We start from the raw sequence: 13244 nt of genomic DNA, 5'->3' as shown, positions 1-13244 counted from the left end.
CTCCAATAGGTGCGGCGCCGCATAATCAACCCTAAGCAAAAGGAGCGTCACCATGAACCCAGCCAGCCAACTGCCCCAGGACCAGCGCCAACGTTGCGAAGTCTGGACCCGCGTGATGGGCTATCACCGCCCGGTTACCGCTTTCAACCCGGGCAAGCAGTCCGAGCATCGCGAGCGCCTGCATTTCACTGAAGCAGCGGCGCGGTGACCGCAGCACTTCGCGTCGGGGGGCTGGTCCCCCTGACCACGCTGGATTTCCCAGACCATCTGGCCTGCGTGCTGTTCTGCCAGGGTTGCGGCTGGCGCTGCCGCTACTGCCACAACCCGCAGCTGATCCCCGCCTGTGGCAGTGAGGAAAAGCCCTGGCCGGAGATTCTCGCCTTTCTCGAACAGCGCGTCGGCCTGCTCGAGGCGGTGGTGTTCAGCGGTGGCGAGCCGACCCTGCAGACCGCGCTGCCCGAGGCCATCGCCCAGGTGCGGGCGCTGGGCTACAAGGTCGGCCTGCACAGCGCCGGCATCAAGCCGAAGCTGTTCGCCAACATCCTGCCGCTGGTGGATTGGGTCGGTTTCGACATCAAGGCGCTACCCGAGCACAGCAGCGCGATCACCGGCGTGGATGGCAGCGGCAAGGCCAACTGGAAGAGTCTCGAACACCTGCTGGAAAGCGGCGTCGAGCATGAGTGCCGGACCACCGTGCACTGGCAACTGTTCGACGCCGACATGCTGTGGGACATGGCTCAGCGCCTGCGCCGGCTGGGTGTCGAACGCTTCGCCGTGCAGTGCGTGCGCACCGCGCGCATGCTCGACGACAGCCTCGCCGAGAGCCGCGCACCCTACGATCAGCAGCGCCTGTGGGAACGGCTGGACCAGCTGTTCCCTTCGTTCGTTTTGCGAGGTTAGGTGTATGTGGGCCGCAGCGGGCGGCCCACTCAATGCCTCATCGACCTCAGCTCCAGCCCCAGAACTGCAGCCACCAGCCATAGCCCACCAGCGCGCAACCGGCGTTGACGCAGGCGAACGCCAGCAGCCGGCGCAGGCCGTTGCCGCCGTGACGGCTGATCACGTTCCAGGCCAGGTACAGACTCCACGCCACGGCGCCGATCAGCAGCGCGGCGCGAGCCGGTTGCGCCCAGGCCAGCAGGAAGCCCTCGTAGCGCAGCAGCTTGACCGTGGTGGCGGACAGGCCGAGAAACAGCCCGGCGCCACCCAGCGGCACCAGTGCCAATGCGAGGTGCTGGAACACATTGTCGCCACGGCGCATCACCCGCACGGCCGCACGCAGCAGCAGCCACAGCGCGCCGCCAACGAGCAACGAGGCACCGAAGATGTAGGTGAGGATCACGGCGCCATCGAGCCAGGTGAAGGCGTCGTTGGCCTGCGGATAATGGGTCAGCAGCCACCAGGGCGCATTGGCTTCCAGCGGCCAGAAGATGTCGCGATCCACCAGCCATTCCGCCGCGGCCTGCTTGAGGGTGATGAACCAGGGACTGACCGTCCACTGGAAGGCGCCCATCGCCAGACCGATCATGCCGAACAGCAACAGGGTGCTGTCCCAGTGATCGCTTTGCTGCTGACCGCCGACGATGAGGATTTCAGAATTGGGCGAACGGGCGCTCAGCTGCACTGCGCCCCGCTGGCTGCTGCAGCGGCCACAGGCATGGCAATCGGCATTACCCTGCATGCGACGGATGTCGATCAGCGGGGCGCAGTTGGGTGTCGGCAGGTGCGGTTCGCGATTTTCCAGCCAGCGCTGTTCGTCGACCTTGTAGTGCACCGGCGCCAAGCGGGCGAGGAGGGCGAACACGCCGCTGACCGGGCACAGATGGCGGCACCAGACCCGCTTGCCGCGGCCGTAGAGAAAGCCCACCAGCATCGCCGCGACGGTGGAGCCGCCGAGGATCAGCAGTGCCGCCTGGGCGTAGTCATAGACGCTGATCAGCTGGCCGTAGACGGTGGTGAGGATAAAGGCGATGGTCGGCCAGCCGCTCCAGCGCACCCAGCGCGGCGTGCGTTTGTTCAGCCCGCGCCAGCTGATCCATTCGCTGAGCGAGCCTTCGGGGCAGAGCACGCCGCACCACAGGCGACCGAAGAAGATCATCGACAGCAGCACGAAGGGCCACCACAGGCCCCAGAAGATGAACTGCGCCAGTACCGTCAGGTTATCGAGCATGCCGGCCTGGGCCGGCGGCAGATCAAGAAAGGCGGGGATCACCAGCAGCGTCAGGTAGAACCCCACCACCAGCCACTGCAGCGCGCGAATGGCTTTCGCATGCTGGCGCAGCAGGTCACCGAGTCGCGCCAGCCACGGCGCCTGGGTGATCATGCTGGCCTCGCAGCGAGCTGCACCTGCGCCCGCGGTTTGAGCCAGGCCCATGCGGCGAGCCAGTACAGGGCAAGTGTCACCACCGCGGCCAGTGACGGCATGGCGCGGTAGCCGGTGAGGCCGGCGAGGGTGCCGCCCAACGCGCTGCCGTCATCCAGCAGGGCGGAGGTGTCCCAGAGCGGATCGCCGAACACCGTATAGAACACTTCCGGCACGTCCATGCCCATCAGCTGGCCGCTGAAGCGATCCAGCGCGGCCATCAGCAGGGCGCCACCGAGCAGCAGCAAAATCACCTCGCTGACCTGGAAGAAACGCCGCCAGCTGAAGTAGCGGCTGCCGGCCTGCAGGGCTGCATAACTGAGCACTGCGAGGACGAAACCGAGTACACCGCCGATGACGAAGCGGGTGAGGTCCATACCCGCCTGCTGGTTACCGATGCCGTAGAGGAACACCACTGTCTCGCTGCCTTCACGGCCCACGGCGAGCATGGCCAGCAGCAACAGGCCGATGCCGCTGCCCTGGCTGAGCTTTTCCGCGGCGCTGTTCTGCAGGCTGGTCTTCAGCGTGCGGCCATGCTGATGCATCCAGCCGACCATGTGCAGGATCAGCAGGCTGGCTACCAGCAACATCGCGCACTGGAACCATTCGCCACCGCTGCCCGCCAGCCAGTCGCCGGCCTGCAGTACGCCCCAGCCCAGCGCAGCGGCCAGACCGAGACCGGCGGCGACACCGGCCCAGAGCATGCGCAACGCATTGCCCGCGCCTGGTTGCTGGCGCAGCCAGGCATGCAGGATGCCGATGACCAGCAGAGCCTCGACGCTTTCGCGCCAGACGATGAACATGGATTGGCCCATGGGACTCTCCTCAGAAAAGCAACTACTTGGCGACGATCTCGCCTTCGGGAAGATCCATATGGAATTCGTCGAAGAATGGGTAGCGGCCCGGCTTCAGCGGGTGGATCACGACGAAGGAGGTCACCCCGGGTGACAGCACCTTCTCGACGCGTAGCGGGGTGCTCTCGAACTCGGTCGGCCCGCTACCGGCGTTGTGCACGATGATCTTGAAGCGCTGGCGGGCAGGGACTTCGATGGTCGCTGGTTCGAAGTGGCCGTCACGTATGGTCAGCTCGTACGTCGGCAGCGCGGCCTGCGCCGGGCTCGCGAGCCCGACCAGTAGCGGCAGCACGCCGAGCAGCGATTGCCCGGCGCGACGCATCAGTAGCCCCCTTTCTTGCCGATGCCGGCGTAGGTGAACTCGTACGTCAGCTCGCAGCCTTCGAACCAGGGGGCGACGCCGGTTTCCTTGTCGGTGTGGCGACCGAACATGTTGTGCCCCGAGCCTGGCGGCAGGATCTTGTAGGTCAACTGGTACTTGCCTGGGCCGAGCAGCTTGACGTTGTCACCGTAGTGCGGGCCGTCGTTTGCCACCATCGGATGGAAATCGCCTTCGACGACTTCGTCGGAACCCTTCTTGCGCAGCGTGTAGTGGATGCTCAGATATGGCACGAAGCTGCCTTCCTGCCAGCCGTTGCGGTTGTCTTCGGTGGCGCTGATATCGGCCTCGAGATGCACGTCGGACTCGGCCGCGGCACGCATCATGCCCGGTGGGTCCATTTCGACCGGCTGTAGATACACCGCGCCGACCTCCATGCCGCCGCACTGCTGCGGTTCGCCGATGGGGTATTCCTTCGCCTGGGCGAGCGGGGCGAGCGGGGTGAGCAGCAGAGTGGTGATGGCCAGTGTGGCGGGGATGCGCATTGGGAATTCTCCGGAAACAGAAAAGGACGGAGCGAAGATTGCACTTGCGCTTCCGAATGATAATGATTCGCGTCAATTTCCCAAGAAATATTTTGTTACCGGTGTCTGAATGCAAAGCTGTATGCCGCTGCAGACGGCTGTTTGCGGGCGCTGCAGGCTAACTGCGACAGGTCGTCACAGTGGCGCTTGGTGTGGGTGTGCGGGGAGCAGCGACCCGAACCGGCGCCGAACGAATCCTCTAAGATGGTGCACCTTTCGTATCCGGGGACTTCATGCAACCGCCCGTCTCACTCGACGCCCGTACCGCGCGGATTTTGCCGTGGCTGGTGGCCATCGCCTTCTTCATGCAGACGCTGGACGGCACCATTCTCAATACCGCGCTGCCCGCCATGGCGCGCGATCTGGCGGAAAACCCGCTGCGTATGCAGGGCGTTGTGATCGCCTACATGCTCACGGTGGCGTTGCTGATTCCGGCATCCGGCTGGATTGCTGACCGCTTCGGTAGCCGGCGCATCTTCGTGACCGCCATCGTGCTGTTTTCCGTGGGCTCGCTGTTGTGCGCGTTGTCTACCAGCTTCAACCAGCTGGTGGCTTCCCGCGTGCTGCAGGCGCTGGGCGGAGCGCTGATGCTGCCGGTGGGGCGGCTGGTGGTGCTGCGGGCATTTCCGCGCAGCGACTTCGTGCGGATCATGGCCTTTATCGCGCTGCCAGGACTGGTCGGCCCGTTGCTCGGGCCAACCCTGGGTGGCTGGCTGGTGGAGTACGCCTCCTGGCACTGGATATTCCTGATCAATCTGCCGGTGGGCGTGATTGGCTGCATCGCCGCGCTGCGCTTCATGCCCGATCTCAAAGGGCCCGAGCGGGTACGCTTCGATACGCTCGGCTTCCTGCTGTTCGGCGCAGCGATGGTGCTGGTCACCATCGCGCTCGAGGGGCTCGGCCAGATGCACATGTCGCATGCCCGCGTGATGCTGCTGCTGTTCGGCGGCGCAGCTTGCATGGCGGCCTACTGGCTGCGCGCCGGGCGCATCGATGCGCCGCTGTTCAGCCCCAAGCTGTTCCATACGCGCAGCTTTGCGGTGGGCATCTTCGGCAACCTGTTTGCCCGGCTGGGTGGTGGCGCGCTGCCGTTCCTGTTGCCATTGCTGCTGCAGGTGGCGCTTGGCTATTCGCCAGCGCAGGCCGGGATGAGCATGATTCCGCTGGCCTTGGGTGCGATGGCGGTCAAATCCCTGGCCAAGCCGATCATCGATCGTCTCGGTTATCGCCGTCTGCTGATCGGCAACACGCTGCTGCTCGGCTGCCTGATCGCCAGTCTGGCGACCATCGATGGACAAACGCCGACGTGGCTGCTGCTGGTGCATCTGGGCCTGATCGGCATGGTCAACTCGATGCAGTTCACCGCGATGAACACCGTCACCCTGGTCGGCCTTAGTCATGCCGACGCCAGTAGCGGCAACAGCCTGCTGTCGGTGGTGGTGCAGCTATCAATGAGCCTTGGCGTCGCCACCGCCGGTGCGCTGCTGGGAGGCTTCACCGTGGACGACGCGCAGGGCAGCGAGGTGCTGCGGGCATTTCAGCTGACGTTTCTCTGCGTCGGCGGTATGGCGATGCTCGCTGCCGCATTGTTCCTGCAGCTGGAACATCGCGACCCTGGCCATGACGACGATGTGCGGCGACCGGTGGACGTCGGCGAGTAATCCTCTGTCGACCTGTAAGGAATCACGACAGGTGGTCGCAGTGGCGCTGCGTCATGCTGGCACATCGCCGGGCGGCCTGCGTGGTCCATAGCCGTCCTTCACTAGCAGATGGCGGCAATGACCTGCTGCAAATGTTTACCTGTGCAAGTAAACATTATCGACCTGTCGTCATAAGCTACATATCGTTGAGCCTCTGGAAGCGGCATTGCGCCGCAAGCAAAGGAGCGAAACGATGAGTGCAATGAGCCTCGCCTGGCTGCTGATCGGCACCTCGCTGTGCGGCGTGATGGTGCTACTGGTACTGCTCTGGCTGCTATGGATGGGCCGGCAGAGCCAATGCCGAGAACTGGAAGTGCTACGCGAACTGCTGGATGGCCTCGGTCAGGTGATCGTGCGCCTGGAGCAGGACAAGGCTGAGTTGACTTCCGGGCTGCGGGCGGAAAAGGCGCAAGCCGCCCAGCTACGTCGTCAGCTAGAACTGCTACGTCGTTGAGGGTGGTGAGTTTGTTGTTTTAATAAACATATTTCTTCGAAATCGTCCCGCTCGTCGTTATGATGCCGCCTGATTGTTTATAAAAACTACAAATCAGGAGGTTTTCATGCATCCCGTAGTGGTCGAAGTTACCGAGCGCCTGATCGAGCGTAGCCGGCCTACGCGCGAAGCCTATCTCGCCATGGTTCGCGGCGCTGCCAGTGCCGGGCCTGCTCGCAACGGCGCGCAATGCGCGAACTTCGCCCATGGCGTTGCCGGTTGCGGCGCGCAGGACAAGCAGCGCCTGCGGCTGCCGGATGCGGCCAACATCGCCATCGTCACGGCCTACAACGACATGCTCTCGGCGCATCAGCCCTATGAGGACTACCCCGAGCGCCTGCGCCAGGCGCTGCGCGATATCGGCTCGGTGGGGCAGGTGGCCGGCGGTGTGCCGGCGATGTGTGACGGTGTCACCCAGGGCGAGCCGGGCATGGAGCTGGCCATTGCCAGTCGCGAGGTGATCGCCATGAGCACCGCGGTGGCGCTGTCGCACAACCTGTTCGATGGGGCGCTGCTGCTCGGCATCTGCGACAAGATCGTTCCCGGGTTGCTGATCGGTGCGCTGCGCTTCGGGCATCTGCCCGCTGTGTTCGTGCCGGCCGGGCCGATGCCGTCCGGCCTGGCCAACAAGGACAAGGCCGCGGTGCGCCAGCGCTACGCCGAAGGCAAGGCAGGTCGCGACGAGCTGCTGGCGGCGGAAATGCAGGCCTATCACAGTCCCGGTACCTGTACCTTCTACGGCACCGCCAATACCAACCAGATGCTGATGGAGGTCATGGGCCTGCACTTGCCGGGCTCTTCCTTCGTCAACCCGGGCACGCTATTGCGCGATGCGCTGACCGCCGAGGCCGCGCGGCAGGTCACTCGACTGACGCCACAGGGCGGCAGCTTCACGCCGCTCGGTGAGCTCGTCGACGAGCGCGTATTGGTCAACGCCATCGTCGCGCTGCATGCCACCGGCGGCTCGACCAATCACACCCTGCACATGCCGGCCATCGCCCAGGCGGCGGGCATCCAGCTGACCTGGCAGGACATGGCCGACCTTTCCGCAGTGGTGCCGACGCTGGCGCGGGTCTATCCCAATGGTTCAGCCGACATCAATCACTTCCATGCCGCGGGCGGCGTCGCGCTGCTGGTGCGCGAGCTGCTCGCGGCCGGCCTGCTGCACGAGGATGTGCATACCGTGATGGGTCGCGGCCTCAATCGCTACACCCAGGAGCCCTTCCTCGAAGACGGTCGGCTGACTTGGCGTGAAGGCGCTGCGGCGAGCCTGGACGAAAGCATCCTGCGGCCGGTCGCGCGGCCGTTCTCGGCTGAAGGCGGGCTGCGGGTGATGAGCGGCAATCTCGGTCGTGGCGTGATGAAGGTGTCCGCCGTGGCGCCCGAGCATCGCGTCGTGGAAGCGCCGGCGCGGGTCTTTGCCGATCAGCTGGAGCTGGTCGAGGCGTTCAAGGCGGGCGAGCTGGAGCGCGACGTCGTTGCAGTGGTGCGCTTCCAGGGGCCGCGTGCCAACGGTATGCCCGAGTTGCACAAGCTGACGCCCTATCTCGGTCTGCTGCAGGACCGCGGTTTCAAGGTCGCGCTGGTCACCGACGGGCGCATGTCCGGTGCGTCGGGCAAGGTGCCGGCGGCGATCCATGTGTGCCCCGAGGCAATCGATGGCGGCCCGCTGGCGCGCGTGCGTGACGGCGATCTGCTGCGTGTGGATGGGCAGAGCGGCGTGCTTGAGGTGCTGGTCGATGCCGCCGAGCTGGCCGATCGTTCCCCGGCAGCAGCGCCTGCGGCACAGGTGCAGGGCTGCGGGCGCGAGCTGTTCGGCTTTATGCGCTCGGCGTTCAGCTCCGCCGAGCAGGGCGCCAGTGTGTTCACGGCCGGGCTGGAGGCGCTGCGATGACACTGGCGCTGGTCGGAGATATCGGCGGAACCAATGCGCGCTTCGCGCTGTGGCGCGACTCGCAGTTGGAGGCGGTGCAAGTGCTGGCTGCGGCGGATTTCGAAACCCCGGAACAGGCAGTCGAACATTACCTGTCAACGCTCGGCCTGGCGCCGGGCAGCATTCGCGCCATGTGCCTGGCCTGCGCCGGGCCGGTCAAGGGCGAGCAGTTCACTTTCACCAACAATCACTGGCGGCTGACGCGCCGCGACTTCTGTGGTGCCCTGCAGTTGGACGAGCTGCTGCTGATCAATGACTTCGCCGCGATGGCGCTGGGCATGACGCGGGTAGGCGAAGCGGGGCGGCGCATGATCTGTGCTGGCGAGGCCGAGCCCGATGCGCCGGCACTGGTCATCGGGCCGGGCACGGGGCTTGGCGTCGCCGCGTTGCTGCCCTTGGGTGGTGGCAGCTGGCGCGCGCTGCCGGGGGAGGGCGGACACGTCGATCTGCCCGTAGCGGATGCGCACGAGGCGGCGCTGTGGCAGATGCTGTTCGCCCAGCTTGGCCATGTGCGTGCCGAAGACGTGCTCAGTGGCGGTGGCCTGTTGCTGCTCTATCGTGCGGTCTGTGCCCTGGCCGGTTTGATGCCGCGACTGGCGTCGCCGGCTGAGGTCACGGCGGCTGCGCTCGCTGGTGATCATGTCGCGGTGGCGACCCTGGAGCAGTTCTGCGTGTGGCTCGGGCGGGTCGCCGGCAACAACGTGCTCACGCTCGGCGCGCGCGGTGGGGTGTATATCGTCGGTGGTGTGGTGCCGCGTTTCGCCGATTTTTTCGCGGCCAGTGGTTTCGCCCGAGGCTTCGCCAGCAAGGGTTCCATGAGCAGCTATCTCGGCGATGTACCGGTGTGGCTGGTCACCGCTGACTATCCGGGGCTGGAGGGCGCCGGGGTGGCGCTGGAGCAGGCGCTGGCATGCTGACGTGGCGGTATTGGGCGTGGTGATGGCGGGATGTTGTTATAGCAACATCCGGCATCTCGCGCCGGCGCGGTTGCCTTAGCTCGGCTCTTCATCCGCCGGGTAGCGGCTGGCATTGAGGCTTTCCTTTACCTTGCGCAGGTGCGGCTGGAAGTCCACGCCGCGGCGCAGGGTCATGCCGGTGGCGAGCACGTCGAGCACGGTGAGCTGGATGATGCGTGAGGTCATCGGCATGTAGATGTCGGTGTCCTCGGGCAGCGGAATGTTCAGGCTCAGCGTGCTGGCCTGCGCCAGTGGTGAGCCGGCGGCAGTCAGGCCGAGTACCGAGGCGCCGTTCTGCCGCGCGATACGCGCCACCTCCACCAGTTCGCGGGTGCGCCCGGTGTAGGAAATGATCACGAACAGCTCGCCGGTATGCGCCACCGAGGCCAGCATACGCTGCATCAGCACGTCCGAATGCGCGGTCACTGCCAGGTTGAAGCGGAAGAATTTGTGCTGCGCATCCAGTGCCACCGAGGCTGAGGCACCGAGGCCGAAGAAGTGGATCTGCCGGGCCTGGATCATCAGGTCGACGGCTCGGCTGACCAGCTGCGGATCGAGGCTCTGGCAGGCGCTGTCCAGCGAGGCGATGGCCGAGCCGAAAATCTTGCGCGTGTATTCCGCCGGGCCGTCGTCGGGCTCCACTGCCTGGCTGACGTAGGCGGCGCCGCTGGCCAGGCTCTGCGCCAGTTGCATCTTCAGTTCCGGATAGCCGCTGACGCCGAACGAGCGACAGAAGCGATTCACTGTCGGTTCGCTGACCTGCGCGGTCTGCGCCAGGGTGGCGATGCTGAAGCGGGTCGCCTGCTGCGGATTGCGCAGGATCACCTCGGCGACCTTGCGCTCGGCCTTGTTGAGGTCTTCGATGCGGCGCTGGATCTGCTCGAGCAGGTTGTGTACGCGGTCCATGTCGGTCCTGATGCGGCTTGCCAAAGGGGTGGCCTATGCTACTGAGCGAGATGCGGAGCGACCATAGGAATCTTGTTTTGCAGTAAATGTTGTTTTTATTACTACATTGAACTTGAATAACAGGGCATCGCCGTGTATTCATAGTGCAGTTTTAGTAGAAGAACAAACATCATGACGCCACTATCTGTCGAACCCTGCACCCTGGCGCTGTTCGGCGCCCTCGGTGATCTGGCCCTGCGCAAGCTGTTCCCCGCGCTCTATCAGCTCGATCGCGCCGGTCTGCTGCCAACCGAAACGCGTCTGCTCGCGCTGGCTCGTGAGAGCGGCGAGGCGGCAAGCCATCTGGCGATGATCGAAGAACATCTGCGCCGCCATGTCGGCGAACGCGACCTCGATGAAGCCGTGCTGCAGCGCTTCATGGCGCGCCTGGACTACCTGAGCATGGATTTCCGCCGCGCCGAGGATTTTGCCGCGCTGGCGGACAAGGCCGGCAACGCGGATAGCATCGTCGCCTTCTTTGCCACGCCTGCATCTGTCTACGGTGCGATCTGCGCCGGGCTGGCCGAGGCGGGCCTGGCCGAGCGCACCCGCGTAGTGCTGGAAAAGCCCATCGGCCACGACCTGGAGTCGTCCCGCGAAGTGAACGACGCGGTGGCGCGCTTCTTCCCGGAAGACCGCACCTATCGCATCGACCATTACCTGGGCAAGGACACGGTGCAGAACCTGATCGCCCTGCGTTTCGCCAACAGCTTGTTCGAAACCCAGTGGAACCAGAACCACATCTCCCACGTGGAGATCACCGTTGCCGAAACCGTCGGTATCGAAGGCCGCTGGGGCTACTTCGATCAGGCCGGCCAGTTGCGCGACATGATTCAGAATCACCTGCTGCAGCTGCTCTGCCTGATCGCCATGGACCCGCCCAGCGACCTCTCGGCCGACAGCATCCGCGACGAGAAGGTCAAGGTGCTCAAGGCGCTGGCGCCGATTGCACCGGAACAGCTCGGCCAGCAGCTGGTGCGCGGCCAGTACGTCGCCGGCAGCATCCTCGGCCGCCACGTACCGGGCTATCTGGAGGAAGAAAACTCCAACACCCAGAGCGACACCGAAACCTTCGTCGCGCTGCGGGCGGAAATCTGTAACTGGCGCTGGGCGGGCGTGCCGTTCTACCTGCGTACCGGCAAGCGAATGCCGCAGAAGCTCTCGCAGATCGTTATCCACTTCAAGGCGCCGCCGCACTACATCTTCGCCCCGGAACAGCGCCAGCTTATCGGCAACAAACTGATCATCCGCCTGCAGCCGCAGGAGGGCATCTCGCTGCTGGTGATGACCAAGGACCAGGGCCTGGACAAGGGCATGCAGCTGCGCAGCGGCCCGTTGCAGCTGAATTTCTCGGAAACCTACAAGAGCCCGCGCATCCCCGACGCCTACGAGCGGCTGTTGCTGGAAGTGATGAAGGGCAACCAGAACCTCTTCGTGCGCAAGGACGAAATCGAATACGCCTGGAAGTGGTGCGACCAGCTGATCGACGGCTGGCAGCGCGTCGGCGCCCCACCCAAACCGTACGCAGCAGGCAGCTGGGGACCGGCTGCTTCGATTGCCCTGATCAGCCGTGATGGCAGGAGTTGGTATGACGATCTCTAATCTCGATCTGCCGGTGCAGACCCTGGGTTTCAGCCTTGGTGACGCCGAGCAGCTGGCCGGCGAACTGGCGCTGACCGTGAGCAACGCCCTGCGCAGCGCGATTGCCGAACGTGGCGCGGCGACGCTGGTGCTTTCCGGCGGCCGCAGCCCGATCGCCTTCTTCGAGCGCCTCGCGCAGCAGGAACTGGACTGGGCCAAGGTCACCGTCAGCCTCGCCGACGAGCGCTGGGTGCCGGTCAGCCATCCCGACAGCAATGAAGGCCTGCTGCGTCGCCACCTGCTGCAGGGGCCGGCCGCCGCGGCGCGCCTGGTCGGCCTCTACCAGAGCGCGACAAGCCTCGAGCAGGCCGCTGATCGTGCCGATGCCGTATTGGCTGAACTGCCGCCAATCGACGTGCTGGTGCTGGGCATGGGTGAAGACGGCCACACCGCCTCGCTGTTCCCCGACAGCCCGAATCTGCAGCAGGCGCTCGACCCGCGTGGCACGCGGCGCTGCCTGCCGATGCAGGCGCCGACTGTGCCGCGCCAGCGCCTGAGCATGACCCTGGCGCTGCTGGCCAGCGCGCGGCTGACGCTGCTCGCCCTGCATGGTCGCGGCAAGCTGGCCACGCTCAATCAGGCCTTGGCTGGCGAGCCCTACGAAGCGATGCCGATTCGCGCCTTCCTCGCCCGTCCCCTCGAAATCTACTGGTGCCCCTGAGGCCGCAAGGAATTTTCCATGACATCTATCCAAACCAGCGTCGACGCCATGACCGACAAGATCGCCCTGATCGACCAGTGGTGCAGCGCCGCGCGCATCCTGCCGGTGATCACCATCGAACGTGAGGCGGACATCCTGCCGCTGGCCGATGCTCTGGCCGCCGGCGGCCTGCGCGTGCTGGAAATCACCCTGCGTTCGGCGCTGGGCCTTGGCGCGATTCGCCTGCTGCGCGAGCAGCGCCCGGAGCTGATGGTCGGCGCCGGCACCGTGCTCGACGCCAACATGCTGGAGCAGGCCGAGGCCGCCGGGGCGCAGTTCATCGTCTCGCCCGGCAGCACCCCGGCGCTGCTCGAGGCCGCGTTGCAAGGGCCGCTGCCGCTGCTGCCGGGCGTCGCCAGTGCTTCGGAAATCATGCTCGGCTACGCCATGGGCTATCGCCGCTTCAAGCTGTTCCCCGCCGAGATCTGCGGCGGCGTGGCAGCACTCAAGGCGCTGGGCGGGCCGTTCGGTGACATCCGCTTCTGCCCGACCGGTGGCGTCAATGCGCGCAACGCGCGGGACTACCTCGCCCTGACCAATGTGATGTGTGTCGGCGGCACCTGGATGGTCGATGCCAAGGCCGTGCGTGCCGGCGACTGGGCCGCCATCGAAAGCGCCACGCGCCAGGCCCTGCAGGCGCTGGACAGTGCGCCGGCGGCCGAGCTGCCACGTGACTTCGACCTGCGCGCCGAGCGTGCCGAGCAGCGCGAGCTGTAACAGTCCCATCCCCTGCGGCGGGCGAAGGGCCGCCGCCTCT

The 13244-nt window shown here is 65.5% G+C and carries 14 protein-coding genes; 9 read left to right on the top strand and 5 right to left on the bottom strand.

From position 1 onward, the window contains the following. The first annotated feature begins 52 nt into the window (after window positions 1-52). Together nrdD and LW136_RS15135 are read left to right on the top strand one after the other, a co-directional pair. Window positions 53-208 (top strand): anaerobic ribonucleoside-triphosphate reductase, encoded by a 156-nt coding sequence (gene nrdD / locus LW136_RS15140; protein WP_003279708.1) that lies wholly within the window; start codon window positions 53-55, stop codon window positions 206-208. Continuing rightward, a complete protein-coding gene (locus LW136_RS15135; RefSeq protein ID WP_042926192.1) occupies window positions 205-900 on the top strand; it encodes an anaerobic ribonucleoside-triphosphate reductase activating protein in 696 nt (231 codons plus the stop codon). Before nrdD ends, LW136_RS15135 begins: the two co-directional genes overlap by 4 nt. Before the next feature lie 46 nt (window positions 901-946). Here the strand turns inward: LW136_RS15135 and LW136_RS15130 are convergent, their stop codons facing one another. From LW136_RS15130 to LW136_RS15115, 4 genes are read right to left on the bottom strand one after another with little or no spacing between them, the layout of a single operon-like run. Continuing rightward, complete coding sequence (locus LW136_RS15130) at window positions 947-2323, bottom strand: 4Fe-4S binding protein (protein WP_044316202.1); 1377 nt, start codon at window positions 2321-2323, stop codon at window positions 947-949. Then, window positions 2320-3177, bottom strand: a complete 858-nt coding sequence (locus LW136_RS15125) for an FTR1 family iron permease (RefSeq protein ID WP_044316167.1) — start codon at window positions 3175-3177, stop codon at window positions 2320-2322. Before LW136_RS15125 ends, LW136_RS15130 begins: the two co-directional genes overlap by 4 nt. 22 nt (window positions 3178-3199) lie before the next feature. Next, complete coding sequence (locus LW136_RS15120; RefSeq protein ID WP_003299677.1) at window positions 3200-3538, bottom strand: cupredoxin domain-containing protein; 339 nt, start codon at window positions 3536-3538, stop codon at window positions 3200-3202. Further along, complete coding sequence (locus LW136_RS15115; RefSeq protein WP_044316168.1) at window positions 3538-4080, bottom strand: iron transporter; 543 nt, start codon at window positions 4078-4080, stop codon at window positions 3538-3540. Before LW136_RS15115 ends, LW136_RS15120 begins: the two co-directional genes overlap by 1 nt. Before the next feature lie 272 nt (window positions 4081-4352). On the opposite strand from LW136_RS15115, the gene mdtD reads away from it, so the two are divergent. The 4 genes from mdtD (at window position 4353) to LW136_RS15095 (ending at window position 9162) form a co-directional block, all read left to right on the top strand. Then, window positions 4353-5780, top strand: a complete 1428-nt coding sequence (gene mdtD, locus LW136_RS15110; RefSeq protein ID WP_041014500.1) for a multidrug transporter subunit MdtD — start codon at window positions 4353-4355, stop codon at window positions 5778-5780. 232 nt (window positions 5781-6012) lie between these two features. Continuing rightward, entirely contained in the window at window positions 6013-6273 is a 261-nt protein-coding gene (locus LW136_RS15105; protein ID WP_003299674.1) for a hypothetical protein, read from the top strand. Between the two features lie 106 nt (window positions 6274-6379). Then, window positions 6380-8206: a phosphogluconate dehydratase gene (gene edd, locus LW136_RS15100; protein WP_044316169.1), complete on the top strand. Its 1827-nt coding sequence runs from the start codon at window positions 6380-6382 to the stop codon at window positions 8204-8206. After that, complete coding sequence (locus LW136_RS15095; RefSeq protein WP_221103941.1) at window positions 8203-9162, top strand: glucokinase; 960 nt, start codon at window positions 8203-8205, stop codon at window positions 9160-9162. Before edd ends, LW136_RS15095 begins: the two co-directional genes overlap by 4 nt. 75 nt (window positions 9163-9237) lie before the next feature. On the opposite strand, the gene LW136_RS15090 is transcribed toward LW136_RS15095, so the two are convergent. Continuing rightward, a complete protein-coding gene (locus LW136_RS15090) occupies window positions 9238-10107 on the bottom strand; it encodes a MurR/RpiR family transcriptional regulator (protein WP_014820929.1) in 870 nt (289 codons plus the stop codon). 171 nt (window positions 10108-10278) lie between these two features. Here LW136_RS15090 and zwf point away from each other — a divergent pair, with 171 nt between their 5' ends. From zwf to LW136_RS15075, 3 genes are read left to right on the top strand one after another with little or no spacing between them, the layout of a single operon-like run. After that, window positions 10279-11748 (top strand): glucose-6-phosphate dehydrogenase, encoded by a 1470-nt coding sequence (zwf, locus tag LW136_RS15085; RefSeq protein WP_044316171.1) that lies wholly within the window; start codon window positions 10279-10281, stop codon window positions 11746-11748. Further along, window positions 11735-12448 (top strand): 6-phosphogluconolactonase, encoded by a 714-nt coding sequence (gene pgl / locus LW136_RS15080; RefSeq protein ID WP_044316172.1) that lies wholly within the window; start codon window positions 11735-11737, stop codon window positions 12446-12448. The genes zwf and pgl overlap by 14 nt, the downstream gene beginning before the upstream one ends. 18 nt (window positions 12449-12466) lie before the next feature. Next, on the top strand, window positions 12467-13204 hold the full coding sequence (locus tag LW136_RS15075) for a bifunctional 4-hydroxy-2-oxoglutarate aldolase/2-dehydro-3-deoxy-phosphogluconate aldolase (RefSeq protein WP_044316173.1): 738 nt from the start codon (window positions 12467-12469) through the stop codon (window positions 13202-13204). Window positions 13205-13244 lie beyond the last annotated feature (40 nt).

Source organism: Stutzerimonas kunmingensis (assembly GCF_021432085.1).
Classification (GTDB): Bacteria; Pseudomonadota; Gammaproteobacteria; order Pseudomonadales; family Pseudomonadaceae; genus Stutzerimonas.
The sequence above is the reverse complement of the archived record's forward strand: the minus strand, read 5'-3'. Positions and strand labels throughout refer to the sequence as shown.

Coding starts and splice junctions, on each gene's coding strand:
- pgl (WP_044316172.1), top strand. CDS start 11,735: ATGACGATCTCTAATCTCGATCTGCCGGTGCAGACCCTGGGTTTCAGC.
- LW136_RS15105 (WP_003299674.1), top strand. CDS start 6,013: ATGAGTGCAATGAGCCTCGCCTGGCTGCTGATCGGCACCTCGCTGTGC.
- LW136_RS15090 (WP_014820929.1), bottom strand. CDS start 10,107: ATGGACCGCGTACACAACCTGCTCGAGCAGATCCAGCGCCGCATCGAA.
- LW136_RS15075 (WP_044316173.1), top strand. CDS start 12,467: ATGACATCTATCCAAACCAGCGTCGACGCCATGACCGACAAGATCGCC.
- nrdD (WP_003279708.1), top strand. CDS start 53: ATGAACCCAGCCAGCCAACTGCCCCAGGACCAGCGCCAACGTTGCGAA.
- edd (WP_044316169.1), top strand. CDS start 6,380: ATGCATCCCGTAGTGGTCGAAGTTACCGAGCGCCTGATCGAGCGTAGC.
- LW136_RS15095 (WP_221103941.1), top strand. CDS start 8,203: ATGACACTGGCGCTGGTCGGAGATATCGGCGGAACCAATGCGCGCTTC.
- mdtD (WP_041014500.1), top strand. CDS start 4,353: ATGCAACCGCCCGTCTCACTCGACGCCCGTACCGCGCGGATTTTGCCG.
- LW136_RS15125 (WP_044316167.1), bottom strand. CDS start 3,177: ATGGGCCAATCCATGTTCATCGTCTGGCGCGAAAGCGTCGAGGCTCTG.
- zwf (WP_044316171.1), top strand. CDS start 10,279: ATGACGCCACTATCTGTCGAACCCTGCACCCTGGCGCTGTTCGGCGCC.
- LW136_RS15120 (WP_003299677.1), bottom strand. CDS start 3,538: ATGCGTCGCGCCGGGCAATCGCTGCTCGGCGTGCTGCCGCTACTGGTC.
- LW136_RS15130 (WP_044316202.1), bottom strand. CDS start 2,323: ATGATCACCCAGGCGCCGTGGCTGGCGCGACTCGGTGACCTGCTGCGC.
- LW136_RS15115 (WP_044316168.1), bottom strand. CDS start 4,080: ATGCGCATCCCCGCCACACTGGCCATCACCACTCTGCTGCTCACCCCG.